The 25,084-nt window shown below is 72.1% G+C and carries 24 protein-coding genes; 20 read left to right on the forward strand and 4 right to left on the reverse strand.

What is annotated here, in order from left to right:
• Positions 1-114: 114 nt before the first annotated feature.
• The 12 genes from argC to OOT08_RS14945 all read left to right on the forward strand — a co-directional run bounded on the left by argC (position 115) and on the right by OOT08_RS14945 (position 14,321).
• Positions 115-1,161: an N-acetyl-gamma-glutamyl-phosphate reductase gene (gene argC, locus OOT08_RS14890; RefSeq protein WP_325093576.1), complete on the forward strand. Its 1,047-nt coding sequence runs from the start codon at positions 115-117 to the stop codon at positions 1,159-1,161.
• Positions 1,158-2,318, forward strand: coding sequence for a bifunctional glutamate N-acetyltransferase/amino-acid acetyltransferase ArgJ (gene argJ, locus OOT08_RS14895; protein WP_325093577.1), 1,161 nt, complete (start codon positions 1,158-1,160; stop codon positions 2,316-2,318). Before argC ends, argJ begins: the two co-directional genes overlap by 4 nt.
• Positions 2,318-3,223 carry an acetylglutamate kinase gene (argB, locus tag OOT08_RS14900; protein ID WP_325093578.1) on the forward strand — a complete coding sequence of 302 codons (906 nt, stop codon included), beginning with the start codon at positions 2,318-2,320 and terminating at the stop codon, positions 3,221-3,223. Before argJ ends, argB begins: the two co-directional genes overlap by 1 nt.
• Positions 3,220-4,464 carry an acetylornithine transaminase gene (locus OOT08_RS14905; RefSeq protein ID WP_325093579.1) on the forward strand — a complete coding sequence of 415 codons (1,245 nt, stop codon included), beginning with the start codon at positions 3,220-3,222 and terminating at the stop codon, positions 4,462-4,464. Before argB ends, OOT08_RS14905 begins: the two co-directional genes overlap by 4 nt.
• A 67-nt stretch (positions 4,465-4,531) precedes the next feature.
• Positions 4,532-5,254: an HAD family hydrolase gene (locus OOT08_RS14910; protein WP_325093580.1), complete on the forward strand. Its 723-nt coding sequence runs from the start codon at positions 4,532-4,534 to the stop codon at positions 5,252-5,254.
• Entirely contained in the window at positions 5,254-7,785 is a 2,532-nt protein-coding gene (locus OOT08_RS14915; protein ID WP_325093682.1) for a glycoside hydrolase family 65 protein, read from the forward strand. The genes OOT08_RS14910 and OOT08_RS14915 overlap by 1 nt, the downstream gene beginning before the upstream one ends.
• The gene (locus tag OOT08_RS14920; RefSeq protein WP_325093581.1) at positions 7,786-8,532 is read left to right on the forward strand and encodes a prepilin peptidase; all 747 of its coding nucleotides are present in this window, start codon (positions 7,786-7,788) and stop codon (positions 8,530-8,532) included. It abuts the gene before it with no gap.
• Between the two features lie 182 nt (positions 8,533-8,714).
• Positions 8,715-9,035: a ferredoxin gene (fdxA, locus tag OOT08_RS14925; protein WP_325093582.1), complete on the forward strand. Its 321-nt coding sequence runs from the start codon at positions 8,715-8,717 to the stop codon at positions 9,033-9,035.
• Positions 9,036-9,038: 3 nt separating this feature from the next.
• Positions 9,039-10,169, forward strand: coding sequence for a succinyldiaminopimelate transaminase (gene dapC / locus OOT08_RS14930; RefSeq protein WP_325093583.1), 1,131 nt, complete (start codon positions 9,039-9,041; stop codon positions 10,167-10,169).
• Between the two features lie 231 nt (positions 10,170-10,400).
• Positions 10,401-11,708 carry a citrate synthase gene (locus OOT08_RS14935; RefSeq protein ID WP_325093584.1) on the forward strand — a complete coding sequence of 436 codons (1,308 nt, stop codon included), beginning with the start codon at positions 10,401-10,403 and terminating at the stop codon, positions 11,706-11,708.
• A gap of 121 nt (positions 11,709-11,829) precedes the next feature.
• A complete protein-coding gene (locus tag OOT08_RS14940) occupies positions 11,830-12,708 on the forward strand; it encodes an ABC transporter ATP-binding protein (protein ID WP_442916261.1) in 879 nt (292 codons plus the stop codon).
• The gene (locus tag OOT08_RS14945) at positions 12,690-14,321 is read left to right on the forward strand and encodes a transporter (RefSeq protein ID WP_325093585.1); all 1,632 of its coding nucleotides are present in this window, start codon (positions 12,690-12,692) and stop codon (positions 14,319-14,321) included. Before OOT08_RS14940 ends, OOT08_RS14945 begins: the two co-directional genes overlap by 19 nt.
• A gap of 39 nt (positions 14,322-14,360) precedes the next feature.
• Here OOT08_RS14945 and dapD read toward each other — a convergent pair whose 3' ends face one another.
• Positions 14,361-15,314: a 2,3,4,5-tetrahydropyridine-2,6-dicarboxylate N-succinyltransferase gene (gene dapD / locus OOT08_RS14950; protein WP_325093586.1), complete on the reverse strand. Its 954-nt coding sequence runs from the start codon at positions 15,312-15,314 to the stop codon at positions 14,361-14,363.
• 50 nt (positions 15,315-15,364) lie between these two features.
• Between dapD and dapE the strand changes: the two genes are divergently transcribed.
• From dapE to OOT08_RS14980, 6 genes are all read left to right on the forward strand, one after another.
• Positions 15,365-16,477 (forward strand): succinyl-diaminopimelate desuccinylase, encoded by a 1,113-nt coding sequence (gene dapE / locus OOT08_RS14955; protein WP_325093587.1) that lies wholly within the window; start codon positions 15,365-15,367, stop codon positions 16,475-16,477.
• A gap of 98 nt (positions 16,478-16,575) precedes the next feature.
• Positions 16,576-16,749 carry a DUF3117 domain-containing protein gene (locus OOT08_RS14960; protein ID WP_325093588.1) on the forward strand — a complete coding sequence of 58 codons (174 nt, stop codon included), beginning with the start codon at positions 16,576-16,578 and terminating at the stop codon, positions 16,747-16,749.
• Positions 16,750-17,301: 552 nt separating this feature from the next.
• Positions 17,302-17,973: a hypothetical protein gene (locus OOT08_RS14965; RefSeq protein ID WP_325093589.1), complete on the forward strand. Its 672-nt coding sequence runs from the start codon at positions 17,302-17,304 to the stop codon at positions 17,971-17,973.
• Positions 17,974-18,078: 105 nt separating this feature from the next.
• Positions 18,079-18,720: a hypothetical protein gene (locus tag OOT08_RS14970; protein ID WP_325093590.1), complete on the forward strand. Its 642-nt coding sequence runs from the start codon at positions 18,079-18,081 to the stop codon at positions 18,718-18,720.
• Positions 18,721-18,794: 74 nt separating this feature from the next.
• Entirely contained in the window at positions 18,795-19,448 is a 654-nt protein-coding gene (locus OOT08_RS14975) for a hypothetical protein (RefSeq protein WP_325093591.1), read from the forward strand.
• A gap of 51 nt (positions 19,449-19,499) precedes the next feature.
• Positions 19,500-20,546, forward strand: coding sequence for a signal peptidase I (locus OOT08_RS14980; protein WP_325093592.1), 1,047 nt, complete (start codon positions 19,500-19,502; stop codon positions 20,544-20,546).
• Here OOT08_RS14980 and OOT08_RS14985 read toward each other — a convergent pair.
• Complete coding sequence (locus OOT08_RS14985) at positions 20,540-21,184, reverse strand: NAD(P)-dependent oxidoreductase (RefSeq protein WP_325093593.1); 645 nt, start codon at positions 21,182-21,184, stop codon at positions 20,540-20,542. The two genes, OOT08_RS14980 and OOT08_RS14985, sit on opposite strands and share 7 nt — an antisense overlap.
• Before the next feature lie 144 nt (positions 21,185-21,328).
• On the reverse strand, positions 21,329-21,958 hold the full coding sequence (locus OOT08_RS14990) for an O-methyltransferase (protein WP_325093594.1): 630 nt from the start codon (positions 21,956-21,958) through the stop codon (positions 21,329-21,331).
• A gap of 119 nt (positions 21,959-22,077) precedes the next feature.
• On the opposite strand from OOT08_RS14990, the gene OOT08_RS19215 reads away from it, so the two are divergent.
• Positions 22,078-22,668 (forward strand): twin-arginine translocase TatA/TatE family subunit, encoded by a 591-nt coding sequence (locus OOT08_RS19215; RefSeq protein WP_442916262.1) that lies wholly within the window; start codon positions 22,078-22,080, stop codon positions 22,666-22,668.
• A gap of 149 nt (positions 22,669-22,817) precedes the next feature.
• Positions 22,818-23,351: a hypothetical protein gene (locus OOT08_RS15000; protein ID WP_325093595.1), complete on the forward strand. Its 534-nt coding sequence runs from the start codon at positions 22,818-22,820 to the stop codon at positions 23,349-23,351.
• 60 nt (positions 23,352-23,411) lie between these two features.
• Here OOT08_RS15000 and OOT08_RS15005 read toward each other — a convergent pair.
• Positions 23,412-25,084: putative Ig domain-containing protein (locus tag OOT08_RS15005; protein ID WP_325093596.1), on the reverse strand; the 1,673-nt coding region annotated here is incomplete at its 5' end.

Genomic DNA, 25,084 nt, shown 5'->3' on the forward strand with positions numbered 1-25,084 from the left:
CGTACGGCGCCACGATCCAGGGTTGATCCTCACCGGCGGGAAGCGTTCGCTTCCCGCCGGTGCCACAATTGAGGCGAGAGCGGCGCCCACGCGCCGGGAACGGAGAAGCACGGCATGACGATCTCAGTCGCGGTCGCGGGAGCGAGCGGATACGCGGGGGGCGAGCTCCTCCGCCTGCTGGAAGCGCACCCGGAGCTCCGCGTCCGAACCGTGACGGCGCACTCCAACGCGGGCCAGCGGCTCGTGGACGTGCAGCCACACCTGCGATCGCTCGCCCACCTCACCCTCGTCGAGACGACCGCCGAGCAGCTCAGCGGCCACGACGTGGTCTTCTTTGCCCTGCCGCACGGGGCCTCGGGGGCCCTGACCGCCGAGCTTCGCGATGTCCGCCTGGCGGTGGACTGCGGCGCCGATCACCGGCTCACCGATCCCGCGGACTGGGCGGCCTTCTACGGCGGCGAGTTCTTCGACGCCTGGACCTACGGCGTGCCCGAGCTGATCGTGGGCGCGGGCCGCCAGCGCGACGCGCTCGCGCAGGCCAGCCGGATTGCGGCCCCCGGCTGCAACGCCAGCACCGTCGCGCTCTCGCTCGCCCCCGGCATCAGCGCGGGCGTCATCGCCGCAGACGACCTCGTGACCGTGCTCGCGGTCGGACCCTCCGGGGCGGGGAAGGCCGCGAAGACGCACCTGCTCGGCGCGGAGCTCATGGGCACCGCAAACCCCTACGCCGTCGGCGGCACGCACCGGCACATCCCCGAGATCATCCAGGCCCTGCGCGGCGCGGGCGCGAGCGGCGACGTGTCGATCTCCTTCACCCCCGTGCTCGTGCCGATGAGCCGGGGCATCCTCGCCACGACGACCGCGAAGCTCGCCCCCGGGCAGACCGCCGCTACGGTGCGCGCGGCCTGGGAGGCGGCCTACGCCGACGAGCCCTTCGTGCACCTGTTGCCCGAGGGGCAGTTCCCCCGCACCGCCGACACCCTCGGCGCGAACACCTGCCTCATCGGGCTCGCGGTGGACGAGGCCGCGGGCCGCGTCGTCGTGATCGCCGCCCTGGACAACCTCGTCAAGGGCACCGCGGGGGCCGCCATCCAGTCAGCAAACCTCGCCCTGGGCCTCCCCGAGACCCTCGGCCTCAGCCAGAACGGAGTCGCCCCGTGAGCGTGACCCTCCCCGCCGGATTCCGGGCGGCCGGCATCGCCGTCGGCCTGAAGAGCACCGGCAAGCCCGACCTGTCCCTCGTCCAGAACCTCGGCCCCTCCCGCGCCGCTGCGGCCGTGCTCACGAGCAACCGCGCGAAGGCCAACCCGATCCTGTGGAGCCAGCGCGTCATCGCCGACGGCAACGTCGCCGCGATCGTGCTGAACTCCGGCGGGGCCAACTGCTTCACCGGCGACTTCGGCTTCCAGACGTCCCGCCTCACCGCCGAGGCCGTCGCGGCGGGGCTCGGCGTCACCGAGGACGACGTCCTCGTCTGCTCCACGGGCCTGATCGGCGTGGGCGGCCAGGACTTCCGCGACCGGATCATCGACGGCGTGCCAACGGCCATCGAGCGGCTCTCCGAGGACGCGGCCGACACGAGCGCCGCCGAGGCGATCCTCACGACCGACACGGTCGTGAAGCTCGCCGAGCACCGGGACGCAGGCTGGTCCATCGGCGCGATGGCCAAGGGCGCGGGCATGCTCGCGCCGGGCCTCGCGACCATGCTCGTCGTCATCACGACCGACGCCGATCTGAACCCCGTGCAGCTCGACGAGGCCCTCCGCGCGGCCACCCGGGTCACCTTTGACCGGCTCGACTCGGACGGGTGCATGTCCACGAACGACCACGTCACGCTCCTCGCGAGCGGCGCGTCCGGCGTCTCGCCCGAGCTGAGCTCCTTCACGAGCGCGCTCACCGAGGTCTGCGCCTCGCTCGCCGAGCAGCTCCAGGCCGACGCCGAGGGCGCGAGCCACACGATCGACATTGAGGTGACCGGCGCGGTCACCGAGGACGACGCGGTCGAGGTCGCCCGCTCGGTCGCCCGGAACAACCTGTTCAAGGCCGCGATGTTCGGCAACGACCCGAACTGGGGGCGCGTGCTCGCCGCGATCGGCACGACGCAGGCTCCGTTCGACCCCTACGCGGTGGACGTCACGATGAACGGCGTGCGGGTCTGCCACGCGGGCGGCCCGGACGCCCCCGCGGCGGAGGTCGACCTCACGCCCCGCCGCATCCACGTGCTCATCGAGCTGCACGAGGGCGAGGCGACCGCGACCGTGCGGACGAACGACCTCACCCACGACTACGTGCACGAGAACAGCGCGTACGCGAGCTAATGCGCCACACCACATCAATCCTGCCCAGCGAGGAGGCCGCGGCGAAGGCCGAGGTGCTCATCGAGTCCCTGCCCTGGCTCAAGCAGTTCCGCGACGCCATCGTCGTCATCAAGTTCGGCGGCAACGCGATGATCGACCAGGAGCTGTTCCGCTCCTTCGCCGAGGACATCGTCTACCTGCGCTACGCGGGCCTCAAGCCCGTCGTCGTGCACGGCGGCGGCCCCCAGATCTCCGAGATGCTCGGCCGACTCGGCATCGAGTCCGAGTTCCGCGGCGGCTACCGGGTGACCACACCCGAGGCGATGAGCGTCGTGCGGATGGTGCTCTCCGGCAAGGTGAACCCCGAACTGGTCGACGCGATCAACGCGCACGGCCCGCTCGCCGCGGGCACCACGGGGGAGGACGCCGGGCTCTTCGTCGGCGTGCGCCGCCCCCCGGTGGAGATCGACGGCGAGCTCGTCGATCTCGGCCTCGTCGGCGATGTCGCCGAGGTGCACCCCGAGCCCGTGCTCGCGCTGCTGAACGCCGGGCTCATCCCCGTCGTGTCCTCGATCGCGCCCGATCGGGACGCGCCGGGACACTCCCTGAACGTGAACGCGGACGCCGCGGCATCCGCCCTGGCCGCCGCGCTCGGCGCGCAGAAGCTCGTGATTCTGACCGATGTGGCCGGGCTCTACAGCGACTGGCCCAACCGCGACTCGCTCGTCTCTGGGCTGAGCACGGACGAACTCCGGGAGCTGCTGCCGAGCCTGGAGTCCGGCATGATCCCGAAGATGCGGGCCTGCCTGGACGCCGTGGACGGCGGGGTCGCAAAATCAGCGATCATCGACGGCCGCGTGCCGCACTCGATCCTGCTCGAAATCTTTACCAGCCGAGGCATCGGCACGGAGGTGTTCCCCGCATGACCGCGGATCAGCGCGCGACCTGGGCCAGCCAATACGCGGACACGATCATGGGCACCTTCGCCGTGCCCCCGCTGCTGCTCACGCACGGCTCCGGCTGCCGCGTGACCGACGCCGCCGGCGTCGAGTACCTCGACTTCCTCGCCGGGATCTCCGTGAACGCGCTCGGCCACGGCCACCCCGCGCTCGTTGCGGCGATCGCGGCTCAGGCCGAGCGGCTCATCCACGTCTCGAACCTCTTCGCCTCTCCGCCCCAGCTGGAGCTGGCGGCACGCCTGCTGGCCGCCGCGGAGACGGGACCGGCGGGGCGCGTGTTCTTCGCGAACAGCGGCACCGAGGCCAACGAGGCCGCCTTCAAGCTGGCTCGTTTGCAGGGCCGCCGCGGGCTCGCCGAGGGTGAGCCGGTGACCCGCACCCGGATCCTCGCGCTCGACCTCAGCTTCCACGGCCGCACGATGGGCGCGATGGCGCTGACCGGAAAGCCCGCGATGCGCGCGCCCTTCGAGCCGATGCCGTCCGGCGTGGAGCACCTGCCCGCCACGGTCGCCGCGCTCGAGGCCGCGATGGACGAGCGCGTCGCCGCGCTCATCGTCGAGCCCATCCAGGGCGAGGCCGGGGTGCTGCCCTTGCCCGACGGCTACCTGGAGCGCGCCCGCGCGCTCTGCGACGAGCACGGGGCGCTGCTCATCATCGACGAAATCCAGACGGGCATTGGCCGCACCGGCAAGATGTTCGGGTACCAGCACGCGGGGATCACGCCCGATGCGATCACCCTGGCCAAGGGCCTCGGCGGCGGTGTGCCCATCGGCGCGATCGTCACCTTCGGCGCCGCCTCCGAGCTGTTCACCGCGGGCACCCACGGCACGACCTTCGGCGGGAACCCGCTCGCGACCGCCGCGGGCAACGCCGTGCTCGCCGAGATCGAGCGCGCCGGGCTCGTCGCCCGCGCCGCCGAGCTGGAGCAGACGCTGCGCGCGGCCATCGCGGGCATCGCCTCCCCGCTCGTGGCCGGGGTGCGCGGGCAGGGGCTCCTCCTCGGGGTCGAGCTGAGCGCCCCGGTCTCGGGCGCGGTCGTTGCCGCGGCGCTCGACGCGGGGCTCATCCTGAACGCCCCGAACGAGAGCACCATCCGCTTGGCCCCGCCGCTCATCCTCACGGACGCGGACGTGGCCGACTTCGCGGAGCGCTTCGCCCGAGCGCTCGCGGCCGCGGGGGAGGCCTCGCCCACGGGCGCTGCCGCCTGAGCCTCGCGTTCCTGGGCAGCGCCGCAACGCCACTAGCGTTTTCGTCAGGAATCACTACGCTGGAGGTGTGCCGGAACCCACAGAACTGGAACACTACGAGGCTTTCCTCCTCGACCTGGACGGTGTGCTCACGCCCACCGTCGAGCTCCACATGCGCGCGTGGCGGGAGCTGTTCGAGGACGTCTTCGCCGAGCACGGGCTCGCCCCGTACCGCGAGGACGATTACTTCCTGCACCTCGACGGCCGGCCGCGCTTCGCGGGCGTGGACGCGCTCATGCGCGACCGCGGCATCGCCCTGGACTGGGGCTCGGAGAACGATCCGCCCGAGGCTTGGACCGTGTGCGGCATCGGCAATCGCAAGAACGCGACCTTCACCGAGATCCTGCGCGTGGACGGCATCGAGCCCTACCCGGGATCGGTTCGCCTCGTGGACTGGCTGGCCCAGGCGGGGGTGAAACTCGCCGTCGTCTCCAGCTCCCGAAACGCCGAGGCCGTGCTGGCCGCGGCCGGGCTCCGCGAGCGCTTCCCGGTCGTGCTCGACGGCCGCTCCTCCCAGGAGCTGGGCCTGCGCGGGAAGCCAGAGGCCGACACCTACCTGCGCGCCGCCGAGCTGCTCGGGGTCGATCCCTCCCGCGCGGTCGTGGTCGAGGACGCCGTCTCCGGCGTCGCCGCCGGGGCGGCCGGGGACTTCGGGCTCATCATCGGGGTGGACCGCGGGGCCGGGCACGACGCCCTGCGCGCCGCCGGGGCGCACCTCACCGTCACCGACCTTGCGGACCTCCTTCCGTGATGCTCGACCCCGGGGACGCCTTCCCCGAGCACCGAGACTTCGGGGACGACCCGTGGGTGCTGCGGACCCACGGCCTGCAGGCCGAGCACGCGGCCGTCGACGAGACCCTCTTCGCGCTCGGCAACGGCTACCTCGGCCTGCGCGCAAACCACGGGGAGGGGCTGCCCCTCGGCGAGCACGGCACCTTCCTGAACGGCCTGCACGAGACCTGGGCGATCCGGCACGCGGAGGGCGCCTACGGCTTCGCGGAGCAGGGCCAGACCATCGTCAACGCCCCCGACGGCAAGACGATCCGGATCTTCGTCGACGACGAGCGGCTCACGCTCACCACGGCCGAGCTGCACGACGTGACGCGGAGCCTCGACCTGCGCACCGGCGTGCTTAGCCGCAGCCTCGTCTGGCTCACCCCGAGCGGCAAGCGCGTCCGCATCGACACCCGGCGCGGGGTGTCCTTCACGCACCGGCACCTGGCCCGCATCGAGCTCGAAATCACGGTGCTGAACGCCGACGCCGATGTGTCCATCACGAGCCTGCTGCTCAACCGGCAAGACCTCGTTCGGGAACGCCCGGAGCCCGCGCCCGCGGGCCTCAGCGACCCGCGCCGCGCGGAGACGATGCCGGGCCGGGTGCTCCTCCCCGCGCTCTCCGAGCAGGAGGGCGCGCGGAGCATCCTCAGCTACTCGGTCGCGAACTCCGGGATGACCGTCGCGGCGGGCGCTGACCACAGCTTCGCGTGCGCGGACCGCTGGCACCGCAACAGCGCCGACATCACCGGCGACCGGGCCAAGCACGTCTTCCACGTGCACGCCACGCAGGGCCGGACCATCCGGCTCACGAAGACCCTCGCCTACCACTCCTCGGTGCACGGCGGGCCCCCCGAGTTGATCGACCGCTGCGGGCAGAGCCTCGACCTCGCCGCCCGGCTGGGCGAGGACTTCTGGGCGCAGCAGGAGAGCTGGCTCGCCGAGTTCTGGCAGCGCAGCGACGTGCGGATCGACGCCGAGGCCGGGGTGCAGCAGGCCGTGCGCTGGAACCTCTTCCAGCTCGCCCAGGCCTCGGCGCGCGCCGACGGCAAGGGGATCGCCGCGAAGGGCGTCACGGGCAGCGGCTACGGCGGGCACTACTTCTGGGACACCGAGATCTACGTGCTCCCCTTCCTGTCCGTCACGAACCCGCGCTGGGCGCGCAATGCGCTGCGCTTCCGGCAGCTCATGCTCCCCGCGGCGCGCAAGCGCGCGGCGATGCTCAACGAGGAGGGCGCGCTGTTCCCGTGGCGCACCATCAACGGGGAAGAAGCGAGCGCCTACTACGCTGCGGGCACCGCCCAGTACCATATCAACGCGGATATCACCCTCGCGATTGCGCGCTACGTTCGGGCCACGGGGGACGCGGAGTTCCTGCGCGAGGGCGCCGCCGATATCGTGATCGAGACCGCCCGGCTCTGGATGAGCCTCGGCTTCTGGGAGCACGACCGGCACGGCGAGGAACGCTTCCACATCCACGGGGTCACCGGCCCCGACGAGTACACGACCGTCGTGAACGACAACCTCTTCACGAACGTGATGGCCCGCTTCAACCTGCGCTACGCGCACCGGGTGCTCACGGAGATGCGCGGCGACCACCCCATCGAGGCCGCCCGGCTGTGCGAGCGGCTCGGCATCCACGACACCGAGCCGGGGGAGTGGCTGCACGCTGCCGAGGGCATGACCATCCCCTACTCCGCGGAGGCTGGGGTGCACCCGCAGGACGCGCACTTCCTGGAGCGCGAGGTCTGGGACCTCGCCAACACGCCGCCCGAGCAGAAGCCGCTCCTGCTGCACTTTCACCCCCTCGTCATTTACCGCTTCCAGGTGCTCAAACAGGCCGACGTCGTGCTCGCGATGTTCCTGCAGGGCGGCGAGTTCACCCCGGAGCAGAAGCGGGCAAACTTCGAGTACTACGACGCGCTCACTACGGGGGACTCCAGCCTCTCCGCCGCCGTGCAGTCCGCGATCGCCACCGAGGTCGGTTACCACGAGCTCGGCTACCGCTACTTCGAGCAGGCGCTCCGCGTCGACCTGGACGACCGGCACCGCAACACCGCCGACGGCGTGCACGTCGCCTCCGCCGGAGGGGTCTGGCTCGCGATCGTGCACGGCTTCGGCGGGCTCCGCGAGGACGGCGACCGGCTCAGCTTCGACCCGAAGCTCCCGGCGCACTGGAGCAGCCTCACCTACCGGATGAGCTGGCGCGGCTCCGAGGTCGAGGTTCGCCTGGAAACGGGGGCGCTCATCATCTCCGCGTCCCCGGAGTCCCAGCCCGTGGACGGCTCCTTCCGGTGCACCGTGCGCGGCGAGGAAATCAGCCTGGCCCCCGGCAGCAGCCGGATCGTGCCCCTGCCCGACCAGGGGCAGACGCACGGGGTCTTCGCCGGGGTCTCCGCGGGCATGCTCCCCCGCGAGGGAGAGACCGGCTTCCTGGGCCCGGCGAGCGCGAGCATCCCCCTCGTCACCACCACGATCCCCGTCCTCGACCCGGGCGATCGTGGCTGAGTGGCGCAGCGCGCCCAGATGAGCGGGGCGCTCGCGGGGGCGTTGGGGCTCATCGCGGGGCTCGGCGCGCGCATCCTCGCGGGCGTCGAACTGCGCCGGCTGCGCGGCCGTCCGCTCCGCTGGGGCGGCTGGCCCCTGGCGCTCTTCGTCGGGGGGCTCCTGGCCGCGGCCCTGCTCCTCGGCGCGCCGGGCGTGTCCCCGGCGCAGCTGCCCGATGCCCCGCTGAGCCGCGCTCTCGTCCAGGCGCTCGCGGCCGCCCCGCTCGCCGCCCTCGCCGCGGGCGGCGGCGCGCTCGCCGTGATCGATCTGCGCACCCGGCTGCTCCCCGACCGGGTCCTCCTCGCCACGGGGGCGGTCGCGGTCGCCTCGGCGGCCCTGCTCGTGGTCCTGCGGGGGAACCCGGGCCCGTTCCTCAGCGGCATCGCCGCGGGATGCGCCGTGTTTCTCGCGCTCCTCGCGCTGTCGGCCATCGCCCCCGGGCAGCTGGGCGGCGGGGACGTGAAGCTCGGCCCGGTGCTCGGCTTCGTGCTCGGCACCCGCGGCCTCGACGCGGTGCTCTTGGGCCTGGGCGCGGGCGCGCTGCTCGCGGGGCTCTTCGGCGTCGCGCTCCTCATCGCCCGCTCCTGGACCCGGGGCGCCGGGGCCGGGGCCGGGGCCGGGCTCCGGATCCCGCTCGGCCCCCCGCTCCTCCTCGGCGCGTGGCTCGGCATCGTGCTCGACGGGCTGCTCTCCGCCGCCCCGGGCTGAGCCGAGGCGGGCACACGGGCCGCGGAACGAACGAGGGAACGCCCTCAGGAACGGCCGCGGGAGCGGCCTGGGCGCGAACCCCGCACGGCAACACGCGGGGTTCCCGAGCCCTCCCTGGGAATCGGGGGCCGCGAGACAGCGTAGACTTGACGGAGGCTTCCTCGAGACGAAAGGTGGACGCCGTGACCTATGTGATCGCGCTCCCGTGCGTAGACGTGAAAGACCGCGCCTGCATCGATGAGTGCCCCGTCGACTGCATTTACGAGGGGGAGCGGATGCTGTACATCCACCCCGATGAGTGCGTGGACTGCGGCGCCTGCGAGCCTGTGTGCCCCGTCGAAGCGATCTACTACGAGGACGACCTGCCCAGCGAGTGGGCCGATTACTACAAGGCCAACGTCGAGTTCTTCGACGAGATCGGCTCCCCGGGCGGCGCAGCGAAGGTCGGCGTGTACGCCTTCGACCACCCCGTGGTCGCCGTGCTCCCGCCCCAGGGGGACTAAGTCATGCGCGGAGCGCTCCCCGACTACCCGTGGGATGCGATGGCGCCCGCGATCGCCCAGGCCGCGAAGCACCCCGCGGGCGCGATCGATCTCTCGATCGGCTCCCCGGTTGACCCGACGCCCGAGCCGATCCGGCGCGCCCTCCGCGACGCCACCGACGCACCCGCCTACCCGGCGACCACCGGGACGCGCGAGCTGCGCCAGGCGATCGTGGCCTGGTACGCGCGCCGCCGCGGCGTCGAGCTGACCGGCGAGGCCGTGCTGCCCACCGTGGGCTCCAAGGAGCTCGTGGCCCTGCTGCCCTTCCTGCTCGGGCTGGGGGCCGGGGACACCGTGGTGCACCCCCGAATCGCCTACCCGAGCTACGCGATGGGCGCGGCCCTCGTCGGGGCGACCGCGCTCGCCGCGGACGACCCCGCGCAGTGGCCAGAGACGACCCGGCTGATCTGGCTGAACTCCCCGGGCAACCCCGATGGCCGGGTGTCGGACGCCGCCCAGCTGCGAGCCGCCGTGGCCCGCGCCCGGGAGCTCGGCGCGCTGATCGTCGGCGACGAGTGCTACGCGGAGCTCGGCTGGGCGGGGGAGTGGGCGACGCGCCCCACCCCGAGCATCCTCGACCCCGCCGTTGTCGGCGAGCGCGACGGGCGGCCCGATCACTCGGGCGTGCTCAGCGTCTACTCGCTCAGCAAGCAGTCGAACCTGGCCGGGTATCGGGCCGCCTTCCTCGCGGGGGACCCGGAGCGCGTGGCCGAGCTGCTCACGGTGCGCAAGCACGCCGGGCTCATGCTGCCGGGCCCCGTCCAGGCGGCCATGACCGTCGCCCTCGGCGACGACGCGCACGTGGCCGAGCAGCGGGAGCGCTACCGGGCCCGCCGCGCGGTGTTGCTGCCCGCGCTGCAGGCCGCGGGCTTCCGCGTCGACGGGAGCGAGGCGGGCCTCTACCTCTGGGTGACCCGCGGCGAGAGCGCCTGGGCGAGCGTCGAGGCGCTCGCTCGGATCGGGATCCTCGCGGGCCCGGGCACCTTCTACGGGGAGCACTCCCCGGAGCATATCCGGCTCTCGCTGACCGCGAGCGACGAAAATATTCGCGCGGCCGCCGAGCGGATCATCGCGGAGTTCGCGCCGCAAAAGTAGCTCGACGCGAAGCAATTTTGGCGGTGTCCGAAATGATTCGCGCGGAATCGTTGTACGAATCCTCCGACTGTGAAACCCAACAGAAGTCTTGGGTCCAAACTGTGACTGTTCACCAACGCTCCTGATTCACCTTCGGGGCCGGTCACAGGTTATGGTGGGAGAGGTGCCGGTGTCCCCGATCGGGGCAAATGCGCGCTCACCACAGACGTGAATACCTCGCAAGGAGACGATTTGAACGAATCGACGGCGAACCAGAATCCAGCCGAAAACGCCTCGGCCCGTTTGACGTTCCCCGGGGGGACCGCCGACTTCCCGATCATTCCCGCGAGCGACGGCCACTCGTCGATCGACGTGAGCTCGCTCACGCGACAGACCGGTCTCACCGCGCTCGATTACGGGTTCGTGAACACGGCATCCACGAAGTCTGAGATCACCTACATCGACGGTGAAGCGGGCATCCTCCGCTACCGCGGGTACCCCATCGAACAGCTCGCGCAGGGCTCGACCTTCATCGAGGTCGCCTACCTGCTCATCTATGGGGAGCTGCCGACGCCGGACCAGCTCGACGCCTTCAACAACGAGATCCGCCGCCACACCCTCCTGCACGAGGACATGCGCTACTACTTCGAGGCGGTGCCCCACACGGCTCACCCGATGGCGGTGCTCTCGGGCGGCCTGCAGACGATGTCCACCTACTACGAGAGCTCGCTGGACACCACGGTGCCCGAGTTCGTCGAGGTGAACACGATCCGCCTGCTCGCGAAGCTGCCCGTGCTCGCGGCCTACGCGCACAAGAAGTCGATCGGTCAGGCCTTCCTGTACCCCGACAACGAGCTGAACTTCGTGCAGAACTTCCTCCGGCTGAACTTCGGCAACAAGGCCGAGAAGTACGTCATGAACCCGGTGCTCGTCGACGCCCTCGACAAGCTGCTCATCCTGCACGCCGACCACGAGCAGAACGCCTCGACCTCCACCGTGCGCCTCGTGGGGTCCACGGGTGCGAACATGTTCTCCTCGGTCTCTGCCGGCATCAACGCCCTCTCCGGCCCCCTGCACGGCGGCGCGAACGAGGCCGTCCTCGACATGCTCGCCCAGATCCGCGACAGCGGGCAGGGCGTGCGGTCCTTCGTCGAGCGCGTGAAAAACAAGGAAGACGGGGTGAAGCTCATGGGCTTCGGGCACCGCGTCTACAAGAACTACGACCCCCGCGCGCGCATCGTCAAGGACAGCGCCGCCAAGGTCCTCGAGGAGCTCGGCGTCAACGACCCGCTGCTCGGCCTGGCCCAGGAACTCGAGCAGATCGCCCTCGAGGACGACTACTTCAAGGAGCGCAAGCTCTACCCGAACGTCGACTTCTACACCGGCGTGATCTACAAGGCCATGGGCTTCCCGACCCGGATGTTCACCGTGCTCTTCGCGATGGGCCGCCTCCCCGGCTGGATCGCGCAGTGGCGCGAGGCTCACGACGACCGCCAGACCAAGATCGGCCGCCCGCAGCAGCTCTACATCGGCCCGACCGCCCGCGACCTGAACCGCTAAGCAACGCGCCGAACGCCGCCGCCCCGCCCGTCTCCGGACGGCGGGGCGGCGTTGTCGTGTTTCGGGGCGCGCGCTACCCTGAGACTGACCCCGCACCGACGACCCCCGATGGGACCCCCTGATGTCCGGCGAACCACACCCGAGCCCCGCCCCCGTAACGATCCCGGCAGCCGAGCCCACCGCGGCCCCCGCTCCCACCGCGGCCCCCGCCCCGAGCGGCACGCCCCGAGCGACCCAGCCGGGGGAGACCCCGGCGCTCGAGATGCGCGGCCTCGCGAAGCGCTTCGGCGAAAAGATCGCCGTCAACGGCCTCTCCCTGGCGGTCCCGCGCGGCTCCTGCTACGGCATCGTCGGCCCGAACGGGGCCGGGAAGACGACGGCCCTGTCGATGGCGACCGGCCTGCTGCGGCCCGAGTTCGGCGAGGCGTTCGTCTTCGGCATCGACGTCTGGCGGCAGCCCATCGAGGCCAAGGCCCTCGTCGGGGTGCTCGCGGACGGGGTGCGCCTGTTCGACCGGCTCACGGGCGAACAGCTCATCACCTACGCGGGGCTCCTCTCCGGCCTGGACCGGGACACGGTCGCCCAGCGCACCGCGGACCTGCTCGACCTGCTGGACCTGCGCGAGGCGGGCAGTACCCTCGTCGTGGACTACTCCGCGGGCATGACCAAGAAGGTCTCCCTCGCCTGCGCGCTCGTGCACGCGCCGAAGCTCCTCGTGCTCGATGAGCCCTTCGAGTCGGTCGACCCGATCTCGGCGGCGAACATCCGGGATATCCTCGCGGGCTACCAGCGCAGCGGCGGCACGGTGATCGTGTCGAGCCACTCGATGGACCTGGTGGAGCGGCTCTGTGACCACGTCGCCGTGATCGCGAGCGGCCGCCTGCTCGCGGCCGGGACGGTTGAGCAGGTCCGCGCCGGACAGACGCTGGAGGAGCGCTTTGTGCAGCTCGTCGGTGGCCGCACGCAGCACGAGGGGCCGTCGTGGCTCTCCCAGAACTGAGCCTCAGCCCGGCCCCCCTCGCCCGCCCGACGGGGCCGGTGGCCCGGGTCCGGACGATGGTGGCCCTGCGCTTCCTGGTCATGCGCAACACCTATGCGCGCCACCCCTGGCAGCTCGTCGGCGCGATCTTCGCCGCGCTCTACGGGCTCGGCATGCTCGGCCTCGCGATCGCCGGGCTCACCGCGCTCGGCCGCGTCGATCCGGAGCTCGCCCGCACCGCGCTCATCCTGGGCGGCTCGGCGCTCGTCCTCGGCTGGATCATCGGCCCGATCGTCACCTCGGGCATGGACCGCACCCTGGAGCCCGCGAAGCTCATGGTGTACCCGATGACGCTGGGCACCCAGCAAACCGGGATCGCGGTCGCGAGCCTCCTCGGCATCCCCGGGCTGATCACGCTGCTCGTCTCGGCGGCCACTGCCCTGACCTGGATCGGCTCCCCGGCCGCGTTCCTGGTCGCGGTGCTGCTCGCTCCGGTCGCGGCGGTCACCTGCGTGCTCGCCTGCCAGCTCGTGATCACGGCGCTGTCGCGCGTCGCATCCGGTCGCCGATTCCGCGAGGCCATGTGGGTCTTCGTCCTGGTGCTGCTGATGCTCGCCGGGCCGCTGTTGGCCGGCGTCGGGGCCGGTTTTGCCGCCTTCGGGGAGCGGCTGCCCGCGATTGCGGAGGGGCTGGGCTGGACGCCCCTCGGCGCGGTCTGGTCCGTGCCCGCGGAGATCGCCGGGGGAGCCTGGGGGCTCGCGGGCGCGAAGCTCGCGGTCGCGCTGGCCTCCGTCGCCGTATTGTTTTTCGCCTGGCGGCCCCTGTTCCGCTCGGTGTTGGGCTCGGCGAACGAGGGATCGCGCACCACGGTGCGCACCGGCACCGGCTGGTTTGCCCGCTTCCCGGACAGCCCCCGCGGCGCGGTCGCGGCGCGCGCGCTGACCTATTGGCTGCGGGACCCCCGCTACCTGCAGAGCCTGCTCGTGGTCGTGGTCCTGCCGATCGCGTTGGGCTTCTTCGCCTTCACGAGCCAGGCGCCGATCATGCTGACGGGCTCCACGGTGATGGTCGCGATGCTGCTGTCCCTGAGCATCTACAGCGATATCTCCTTCGACGGCACCGCGTTCACGACGCACGTCTCGCGCGGCGTGCGCGGCATCGACGACCGCCTCGGCCGGGTCTGGGCCTGCGCGCTGATCGCGCTGCCCGCCGCGCTGCTCGTCGCGGTGGTCACGACCGCCCTGGTGGGGCGCTGGGACCAGCTGCCGACGCTCATCGGGCTCACGGCCGCGGCCGCGCTCGGCGGCCTCGGCGTCTCGAGCGTGTCCTCGGCGCTGTTCGTGATGCCCGTGGCCCAGGCCGGGGAGAACCCCTTCGCCTCGAAGCCGGGCGCGGGGATGATCAGCATGGTGAGCATGCTGCTGAGCTACGGCGCGCTCGCCGTGCTCTGCGTCCCCACGATTGTGCTCACGATCCTCGCGGGCACGACTCTGGTGCCCCTGTACGCCTGGCTGACGCTGCTCGTCGGGCTCGCGACGGGTGCGCTCTGGCTGTTCCTCGGCGTGCGCTTCGGGGCCAGGATCTTCGACCGCCGGGCCCCCGAGCTGCTCGCCGGGGTGACCGCGCAGGGCTGAGCCCCGCGCGGCCCCCGGCGGGGATCGCGTGCCCGCCGCTTAGGCGTGCAGCGCGGGGTTCAGCGCGATCCCGCCGCCGCTGCGGGGGAGGGCCTCGACCTGCCCGCTCTGGCTGTTGCGTCGGAAGAGCAGCCCGGCGATCCCGGAGAGCTCGGCGGCTTTGACGAGCACGGGCTCGTCCGCGCCCGCCGCCGTGCCCCGGGGCAGGAGCACCTTCGTTCCCGCGGTCACGTAGAGCCCGGCCTCGACGACCGAGTCGTCGCCGATCGAGATGCCCACCCCGGAGTTCGCGCCGAGCAGGGCGCGGGCCCCGATCTCGACGCGCTCGGTGCCGCCGCCGGAGAGGGTGCCCATGATGGAGGCCCCGCCGCCGATGTCGGCCCCCGCGCCAACGACGACGCCCTGTGAGATGCGGCCCTCGACCATTGCCGCACCCAGGGTGCCGGCATTGAAGTTCACGAAGCCCTCGTGCATCACGGTGGTCCCGGGCGCGAGGTGCGCGCCGAGGCGAACCCGGCCGGCGTCGGCGATCCGCACCCCGTCCGGCGTCACGTAGTCCAGGAGCCGGGGGAACTTGTCCACCCCCGTGACCGTGATGCCCGCGCGGCGCAGCCGGGGGCGGGCGCGGTCCAGCACCGCGGGGAGCACGGGCCCGGCGCTCGTCCAGGCGACCGTGGGCAGGTGGCCGAAGATGCCGTCGAGGTTCAGGGCGTTCGGGCGCACGAGCCGGTGCGAGAGCAGGTGCAAGCGGAGGTAGGCGTCCGCCGTGTCCGCGGGCGGGGCATCGAGGTCGATGTGCGCGGTGACCACCTCCGTGCGCACCTCCCGGAGGGGGTCCGCCGCGCAGAGCGCTTCGAGCTCCGCGGGCGCGGGGCCGGGGTCTGCCGGGGCGCCGCCCAGCTCGGGGGCGGGGAACCAGGCGTCGAGCACCTGCCCCTCGTCGCTGACGGTGGCGAGGCCGAAGCCCCAGGCGTGGCGGGGGGAATCTGTCATGAAACGAGAATAGCGAATCGGCCGGGCAACGCCTCGGTAGAATCGTGGGCATGTGCCCCAGCGTCGAAGCCCAGTCCGTGCCCGTCCTCGACCTCAGCCAGGACGCGGTCGGGGTCACCCGCCAGCTCTGTGACATCGAATCGGTCTCCGGCAACGAGGCGGCGATCGCGGACGCGGTGGTCGCCGCCCTGTCCGGGTTGCCGCACCTGCGGATCACGCGGGACGGGGACTGCGTGATCGCCCGCACCGAGCTGGGCCGCGCGGAGCGCGTCATCATTGCGGGTCACCTCGACACCGTGCCCGTGCACGGGAACCTGCCGAGCCGCCTTGAGCCGGTGGACGGCGAGCCGTTCCTCTGGGGTCGCGGCTCGGTGGATATGAAGGCCGGGGTTGCGGTGCAGCTGCGCCTCGCCCGCGAGCTCACGAACCCCCCGGTCGACCTCACCTGGATGTGGTACGACCACGAGGAGGTCGGCGCGGAGCTGAACGGGCTCGGCCGCGCGCACCGGAACCATCCCGAGCTGTTCGCGGGGGACTTCGCGATCCTCGGGGAGCCCTCGAACGGGCGGGTCGAGGGCGGCTGCAACGGCAGCGCACGGGTCCGGCTCAGCACGCACGGGGTGCGCGCCCACTCGGCCCGGAGCTGGATGGGGGAGAACGCCATCGAGAAGCTCGCCCCGATCCTGGAGCGCCTGCGCACCTACGAGGCCGCGAGCGTTGAGGTCGAGGGGCTCGTCTTCCGGGAGGGGCTGAACGCGGTGTCCGTCACGGGCGGCATCGCCGGGAACGTGATCCCCGATCGCGCCTCGGTCGAGGTGAACTACCGCTTCGCTCCGGACAAGAGCCCCGAGGAAGCGCTCGACCTCCTGCGCGACCTCTTTCCCGAGGCCGATGACGTCGAGGTGACCGACCTCGCGGGCGGCGCGCGCCCGGGGCTCGACCGCGAGCTCGCCCGCCGCTTCCTCGACGCGGTGCGGCTGCCGGTGGCGGCAAAGCTCGGCTGGACCGACGTGGCCCGGTTCTCTGCCCTCGGGATCCCGGCCGTGAACTTCGGCCCGGGCGACCCCGCGCTGGCGCACACCGATGACGAGCGCGTGCCCGTCGCCCAGATCGAGGCCTGCGAGGAAGCGCTCCGGCGCTGGCTTTCGGGCGATCAATCGTAACGATCCGGTTGCGGCGGGCGTTCTGGGCCCCCACGATTTTTTTCCACTTGCCGGGGCTGGGATAATGGAAGCGACGGCAAACACGAAAGGGAGGCGTCATGGCGGCAATGAAACCCAGGACCGGCGACGGACCAATGGAGGCTGTTCGGGAGGGGCGTGTGATTGTGGTGCGCGTGCCGCTCGAAGGCGGGGGGCGACTGGTCGTCTCTGTAAACGACGCTGAGGCGCAGGAACTGCACGACGCGCTCGCGGGCGTGGTCGCACCGAAGTAGCGTGCGAGTGCTCGGCATCGTCGCGAGCACCCGAACACCCCTCAACAACTCCCCGGAACCGCACGAGCCCCGGCTCGTCGCGGCCGGGGAGTTTGTGATTTCCCAGGCCCCGATGAGCCGTCCCACCCGGACGCGATCGCGGGGGAACAGATGCCGGGGTGCGGGGGCATCGCGGAATGCGGCCCCGGCCCCGAGGCGGAGCGGATAGCCTGGAATCGTCTCACGCTGCGCCCGGGGGAATCAATCGTGCGCAGGGGCGTGGTTCTTGGGGGAAGGAACCCCAGGTCACGTCTGGCGCACCGCCGCGCCGCAGGCGACCGGAGCGCTTCACTCGCTCCGCAGAACCGGGGTCCGACGCCGGTTTTCACCCGATGGCAACCCGGGTCCGTTTCGCGCGCCACACGGCCTGGGCCCCTCCAGAATCTCTCTGTGACCTGCTGTTTGTCATTTCCTTCCCGAGTGGCTAGCGTGATGTGCAGTATTCATTTTTGGGATACATCTGGGAGTGAAGCGGGGGAGCGAAGCTGACCCGTGCTCAAGGAAAGAGGAAACATGTCTCAGGGAACGAAGAAACAGGCCTCCGGGCGCAAGCGGGCGTTCATCGCTGGCGGATCCGTGCTGGGGATCGCCGCGCTCGCCACGGCCGCGGCCTTCACCGACTGGGCGCTGCTCGATCTGAACGGCTCCGGTGGCTTCGGCGGCAAGGAAAACGCCTACAACATCGTGGTCTCGGCGGGCCAGGAATCCAGCGTCGACACGGTCAACACCTGGGTGGAAGCCAACCCCGACGCCGAGACGGTGGCCCCCATCGTCGGCGCTGAGGCGCTCATCCCGGGCGGGGACCCGCTCTACGTGAATCTGCCCGTGCTCAACGAGTCCGTCTCGATGAAGTCCACGCTGAGCTTCGTCCTCGAAAACACCACCGTCGAGGACCCCGCCAACGCGGCCGAGAACGCCGCCTACGCCGAGCTCATGCGCTTCGAGGTCGCCCAGGTTGACGACGCCTCGACCCTGCCCGGCAGCTGGGTCACCGTGTCCCCGGTGAGCTTCGGCGCGGACGGCAAGACGCCCACCGTGACGCTCAGCAACCTGGACCCGGAGGCGGGCAGCGTCATCGTTCTCAAGGTGTCGCTGGTCGAGGGGGCAAACCAGGAGGCGACAAACGCGGCCAACGGCGGCACCACCTCCGTGCAGGCACGCTTCGACGGCTCCTCGATCGACTAGCCACTCGGCCAGCACCGGAACGCGGCTCCCGGACCGCGCCGCCGGGGAGACGGCTCATTCGTCCCCCCGGCGGCATCCCGGCCCCTGGCGCACAGAGAGGACCCCATGACGGCGCAGCAGCTGACGCGATCCCCGCGGATATCCCGGCGGGCGCTCTGGTCGCTGGGCGTGCTCCTCGGGCTCAGCACCCTGATGACCGCGGCGGCGGTCACCCAGAACCAGGACCTCACTGCCGAATTCAGCCCCGGGGAGGGGCACGTGTTTGATCTCATGGTGGCCGGCTCCGACGACACCGCCTGGACCCCGAGCCCGCAGGATTGGGAACAGGGCAACCCCGACGCCTACGTGGTGCAGACGGGGGGCACCACGAACCCGCTCCCGTTCCCCCCGGGAACTCGCCGCGAGTACCGGGTGGCCGTCCGCAACGCCAGCCCCGAACTCGCCTCCGCGCTCCGCCTGACCATCGAGGATCCCGACCCCCAGGGCGACGCCCGCGATCCCGAGACCGGCTCGTTTCTCGAACTCTTCGACCAGATGCGCTTCACCGTGCTCGACGAGGGCACCCCGATCATGAGCGATGCGGGCAGCCACCGCCCCGGTTCGCTGAGCTACGAGTGGCCGCGGCAGCTCGTCTCCGGGCAGGAACGCACCCTGGTCGTCCTCATCGAGCTGCCCGAGGCCGTGGGCAACGACTTTCTCTCCGCCGGGACCCGCGTGTCCCTCAGATTCCAGGGGGTGTCCCAGTGAGCGCGCACGCGATCGACCCGGGCGCTGCGTCCCGCCGTCGGCGGGGCGGGCGACCCCGGACGATGCCCGCGCTCGTGGCCGCGCTCGTTACCGCCGTGTTCCTGAGCCAGGCGGCGGTCGCGGCGGCACCGGCCCGGGCCGCGGACGCCTTTGAGACGAGCGGGGAGCTCGTCGAGCTGCGGACGCCCGCCCCCGGGCACCAGACGGACTGGGAGATGACCGCGACGAACCTCACCGAGGAACCGCTCCCGCTCGCGATCATCCCCGTCGCGGCGAGCGGCACCGCCACGGAGGGGCCAGAGCCGCTCCGCTTCAGCTTCGCGTCGAGCGATGGCGAGCTGGCCGTGGCGGACGTCGGGGTGGCCTGGTTCGACGGCGAGGCCGTGGTGCTTGAGCCGCTGGGCCCCGGGCAGACGGTCACCGTGAGCGGCTCCGCGGCCCTGCCGCGCGCCGCGGGGGACGCGTACCGCGGCGCGCGGGCCACGGTCACGCTCCGCTTCACCGCGACGCTGCCCGGCACGACGCCGGGGGTTACGCCGCCGCCCGGGGTCACACCCCCGGTGCCGGGGGATCCGCTCGCGATCACGGGCGGGCGCGGGCTCGCACTGCTGATCGGCCTGGCCGCGGTCCTCGCGCTCGGCGGAGCGCTGCTCGCCCGGCGGGCCCGGGACCGCAGGGCGGCTCAGGCGGGGGCGGCGCGCAGCCCCGCCCGCGCTGGGGGGCCGTAACACCACGCCGAAGCGCCGGGACCCCGGCGCACGCAACGGAGGAGGGAACTCGTGCGAATCTTACAATCCCTGCGGTCAGGGCTCCTGTGGGCGGGAGCGCTGCTCGGGGGGCTCTGCATTATCCTGTTCGTCTTTGGGCTGCTGTTTGGGGTGCGAGCGCAGGTGGTCGTCTCCGGCTCGATGGAGCCCGATCTGCCCGTTGGCTCGCTCCTGCTGGTCCGCTCGACGCCGGTGAGCGACCTGGTGATCGGCGACGTGGTCACGGTCGAACGCCCCTCGGGGCCGGGCCTCGTCACCCACCGGGTGGTCGGCATCGAGGAGACGGAGGATGGCGCGACGGCCCTGCGGCTCAAGGGGGACGCGAACGAGGGGAGCGACCCCGAGCCCTATGTCGTCGCCGAGGTCGGGAAGAAGCTGTTCGCGGTCCCGGGCCTCGGCACCGCGGCGACGTTCCTGCAAACCCCCTTCGGGCTCGGCGCGGTCGTCCTCATCCTGGCGATGGTGGTGCTCACCTTCTGGCTGGTCCCGGCCCCGAAACCGGAGGAGTCGGAACGCGCTGCGCAGCCGGGCGAACCGGACGGCGGACGCGACCCGAACCCGGCGAGCGGCCCTCCTGGCGGGCACGGGCAGTGGCCCGGGGCGTACCCGGGACAGTTCCCCGCCCATTTCTCCGGGCAGGTGCCGGGGCAGTTCCCCGGGCCCGTGGCCTGGCCGTTCCCGGGGCAGGTGCCCCCGGGCGTTCCGCCCCAGGCGCCGGGGGGCACCCCGGGATTTCTCGGCGGCTACGCCTATCCGGTGTATATCCCGGTGCCGATGGCCGGGGTCGCCCCGCCGGGGGGCGAGCCCGGATCCGCCGTGCCCGCGCACGCCCCGGAACCCGCCCGGGCGGATGCGCCGACCCCGGACGCGGCGTCCGAGTGGCCCGCCGAGCGCGCCGAGCCGCCCACCGAGCCAGGCCACGAGCCCGCGCCGGACCGGGAACCCGCGCCGGATCACGAGCCCGGCCCCGTGTCGGGGCCAGCGCCGGGCCTCGCGGAAGTGCTCCCGCTGGACGGGGAGGAGGGCCGCCGCCGCGCACGGCGACCCGCCGGTCAGTAAGCGACCGTGAACAGCTCCCGGCGGTGTGCGGGCGTCTCGATCTCGTCGAGGAAGGCCTCGCCGTAGTCCGCGCCGGAGATGTAGGACACCCCCTGCTCGTCCGTCAGGAGCACGCGGCCGCCGACGCGGTACTCCCCGCGGTGGCTGCCGGGGGTGTGTCCGCCGAAGTCCCCGGCGGGGGCCAGCACGAACCAGTCCAGGTCCTCGGGGGAGGCCTCAAGGTCGCGGATCGTGGCGAGCAGCGCGGAGGCATCGGGCAGGAACTCCGCCGGGAAGTTCGGGTCTTCCTGCACGAGCGGGCCGCCTGGCGTCTGCTGCAGGGACCCCGCGCCGCCCACGACGCCGAGGCGCACTCCGGTGCCGCGCAGTTCCTCGGCGAGGGCGGCGATCGCGGGCTGGAAGCGCTCGACCATGTCCCCGCGGGGAGCCGTGGCGAGCACGATGACATCGCTCTCGGCGATGGCTCGGGCCCGGTCCTCCGGCACGGTCAGGTCGCCGAGCCGGTAGCTCGCCTGCGCGATCTGGGCGGGCACCTCCGAGCGGGTCACCACGGTGACGTCGTGGCCGCGGACGGTCGCCGACTCCGTGATGTGCGAGCCGGCGAAGCCGCCGCCGCCGAAAACGGTGATTCTGGTCATGGTGGGTCCTCCTCGAAACGAGTTCTCCGGCGCGCGGGGAGCGCGTCGTGCCTCGGGTGAAACCCGAGGGCGGAGGGGTCTATTCCGCATCCGCGACCCGAGGTGCCGGACCCGTTCAGGGGGCGGCGGGCAGGGTGACGCGGATCAGGCCACCCGGGTCAGGGTGAGCACGCCGTCGCCCGCGGGGCTCAGCGCGGCGACGATCGCGGGCGAGGCCTGGACCTCACCGAGGATGGCGCGCAGGTCTCGGCTGACGCCGTCGCGGGCGGCGGGGTCAGCCACCCGGCCGTTGTTGAGCGCGCGCGGGATGAGCACCGTGCCGCCGGGGCGGACGATCGTGAGGGAGAGCTCGAGGTACTCCAGCAGGCTCTCGGGGTCCGCGTCGATGAGGACCAGGTCGTAGCTCGCGGTGTTCATGCGCGGGAGCACCTGGTGCGCGTCGCCCGTGATGAGCCGCAGGCGCGAGGGCGCGATCCCGGCCTCCGCGAAGATCTGCTTCGCGCCCCGCTGCGTCTCGGCCTCGATGTCGATCGAGGTGAGGGTCGCCTCGGGGGACGCGGCCAGGAGGGCGAGGCCGCTCACGCCGACGCCCGTGCCGATCTCTAAGATCGCGCGCGCCCCGCTGATGACGGAGACGCTGGTGAGGTGCGCGGCGACGGCCCGGCTCACGGGCTCCGCGCCCAGCTCCACGCCGAGTTTCCGGGCCTTCTGGGCGACGGCCGACTCCTCGGGGTACTGTTCCACGTACTGCCAGTTCCGTTCGATCACAGCCATGATCCACCACGCTCCTTGAAATGCCTTCCCTCAGCGTAGGGCCTGCCCCGCCGAGGGACCGGCGCACACGCTCAGCGAATCCGAATTGGTGCCCACCCGCGAGGGGGTATCCTGAGCACGTGGGACTGACGCTCGACAAACTCTTCATGATCCTGGTGATCGCGCTCATTATCGTGGGCCCGGATCGCCTGCCCACCTACGCCAAAAAGCTGGGCGAGCTGGTCCGCAATCTCAAGTCGATGGCCACGGGGGCCAAAGACCGGATGCGCGACGAGATGGGACCCGAGTTCGAGGACGTGGACTGGAAGAAGCTCGACCCCCGCCAGTACGACCCGCGCCGGATCATCCGAGACGCCCTGCTCGAGGACGAGGACACCCCGGAGGCCCGGCAGCAGCGCGCCGCAGCCGCGTCCGCCGCCAGGCGCAGGAAGGCCCCCCAGGACCCCGCGGCGCAGCCCGCGCCCGCCGACCCGGCAAACGACGGCTACGCCGGGTCCTGGGCGAACGCGAGCGCTGCGGCCGCCACCGTGTCGACGCCGCAGGCCGACGTGCCGAGCGCCGCACCGGCCCAGCCGAACGCCGCTCCCGCTCCGGCGAGCCCCGCGGCGGAGCCCACCGCGCCGCTCGCAGACAGCCCTGCCACGCCGCTGGCCAACCTGACTGCCGAGCCGCAAGTCGCGGACCTCGCCTACGATTCCGAGGCCACCTAGGCCGCCTAGGCCGCGGAGCCCACCCAGGCCACCGGGGCCAGAGCCGTCAGCACGGCGAGCGAGCGCGACCAGCGATCCCTCCGAAGGGAGGAGACCCGCTCCCACCCATGGCCGATGTGCGCCGTGCCGCCGGCCCGCACACTGGTGGCATGACACGCACGCAGCAGGCCACAGCGGCGGCTCCCCGCCCACCCGGATCCCCCCGCCAGAGGTCGCGCCGCGGGCGCTGGGTCTCGCTCCTCGGCGCAAGCCTCGGCGCGAGCGCGGGCGTTCTTCTGCTCTCCGGTTGCCTCGTACTGGACAGCATTCGGGAGGGCGTCTCTGGCACGGTCGACTCGCTGTCCGGGAAACCGGTCCCGGAGTTGCCCGACGACCTCTTCGTGGTGCTCGAACTGGACAGCGACGCGGACCTCGCCGAGCTCGCCGTGGAGCTCGACGCGCGGGTGAACCCCACGGACACGACGGAGCAAAACGTCACCGCGCCCGCCACGCGGAAATACGAGGTGGACACGAGCGTTCCCTTTCCCCTCCTCGGGGCGCGAGCCGAGCTCACCGCGGGGGAGGGGGCCACCTTTGTCGCCTGCCGCCTCATCGTGGACGGCACGGAGCGGGCCAGCAACCGCGTCGAGGGGCCCGGGTCGACCGTCACGTGCGAGCACCGCTTCCAGCTCGGCCCCGGGTAGGCGCGATCCCCGACGAGCGGCCGTGCGATCGCACGGCCGCTCGTCGTCAGCCCAGGCCGATTATCCCCGCACGCGGCGGCGCAGCAGCAGCAGGCTCAGCCCGCCCGCGCCGAGGAGCGCGGCGCCCGCACCGGCCCAGAGCGCGCGGTCCGCGGCGCCCGTTGCGGCCAGCTGGGGGGTGGTCCCGGCCGGAGCATCCGTGCCGGGCTTCGTCGTGACCGGGGGCTTCGTGGTCACGGGCGGCTCGGTCGTGACGGGCGGCTCGGTCGTCACCGGCGGCTCAGGCGTGACCGGCGGAGCGGGAACCTTGCCGACGGTCACGGGGGCGGCGGACGCGTCTGCCGTGATCCGGCAGTCAGCGCTGCCCGTGACGCGAACCGTGACCTGGGTTTCCGCGTCGTCCTTCGTGAGCGTGTAACGTGCCTCGGTCGCGCCCTCGATCGGCTCCCCGTTGCGCAGCCACTGCAGCGTGAACTGGGCGGCCGGGTCCCACGTGGGCAGCGTCGCGGTGAGCGTCTTGCCCGGGGTGGGCGTTCCGGCCAGCACGGGTGCCGGAGCGTCCGCAAAGGGGAGGGGCTCGGTGACCGTGACGACGTCGAGCTCGGTCGTGTCCGGCTCGGAGTTCCACGCGGTCGACACGCCGTTCTCCGCCCGCAGCACGACGTGGCCCGCGGCCGTGGGGGTTCCGGTGATCACGCCGGTGTCCTGGTTCAGCTCCAGGCCAGCGGGAAGCTCACCGTCGGCCACCGTCACCCAGGTGGGTGCGGGCGTGCCGACGAGCGCCGGGGTCAGCGTCACGGGCTCGGCGGCGCACGTGTTCGTCGTGATCGTGGTCGTGTCGTAGCTGATCTCCGGGGACTTCAGCAGCATCTTGTCGACGGCGAGCAGGCCCCAGGGGCCGAATCCGGAGATGTATAAGCGGCCGTCCGTGCCCCAGCGCGACGCATACATGGTGAAGAAGCCGACGTTGCCGAAGTTGAGGATTTGGGTCAGCGAGCCCGTGGTCACGTCGATCTCCTGGATCGACGAGCCCGTGGTGGCGATGATCTTGCCCGAGCTGTACTGACTCATGTCGAGCCCGCGGATCGAGTCGTTCACCGGGTACGTGACCAGGGTGGGCGCGGCGGGGTCGGGCATGACCGCGACGATGTTGACGTCCAAGCTGAACCCGACCGCTCCGCTCACGGGGTCGACGTGGATCCAGGGGGTCTGGTCAGCGTTCTGCGACGTGGGCTGGTTGACCAGCGTGGGCGTTGACACGCCCGTGGCAAGGTCGATCGCCCAGAGGCCGTTCAACGAGGCCGGCGTGGCATCGTCGACGAGCGCGTAGGCCGTGGAGCCGTCCGCGGTGACGCTGAGGCCGTTGACCCGTCCGTCCGTGCCGGGGGCCACCTCGACGTCCCGGGCCGCAACGAACTCGCCGGCAGGCGTCCACGTCGCGATCGTGATGGGGGCGGGGAGGCCGGCCGTGCGGTGCAGCGAGTAGACGGTGCCCGCGGCGTCCGTGGCGACCGAGAACACCTTTCCGGCGACCCCGGGGGCGGCGTTCGTGTCCCACGAGACGGGCGTCGAGCCGTCCTCAAAGTAGCGATAGATCAGGGTGTCACCGGTGCCAGTTCCGGAATAAATGGCGGAGTAGAACGAGCCGTCGATTCCCGTGGCGAGCTGCCCCTGCGGGCCGGCGCCGGGCACCGACATCACGTCATCGGTGATGAACTTGGTCTGGCCGTCCT

It is taken from the genome of Leucobacter sp. M11, from assembly GCF_035726885.1.
Taxonomy (GTDB): Bacteria; Actinomycetota; Actinomycetes; order Actinomycetales; family Microbacteriaceae; genus JAPFRB01.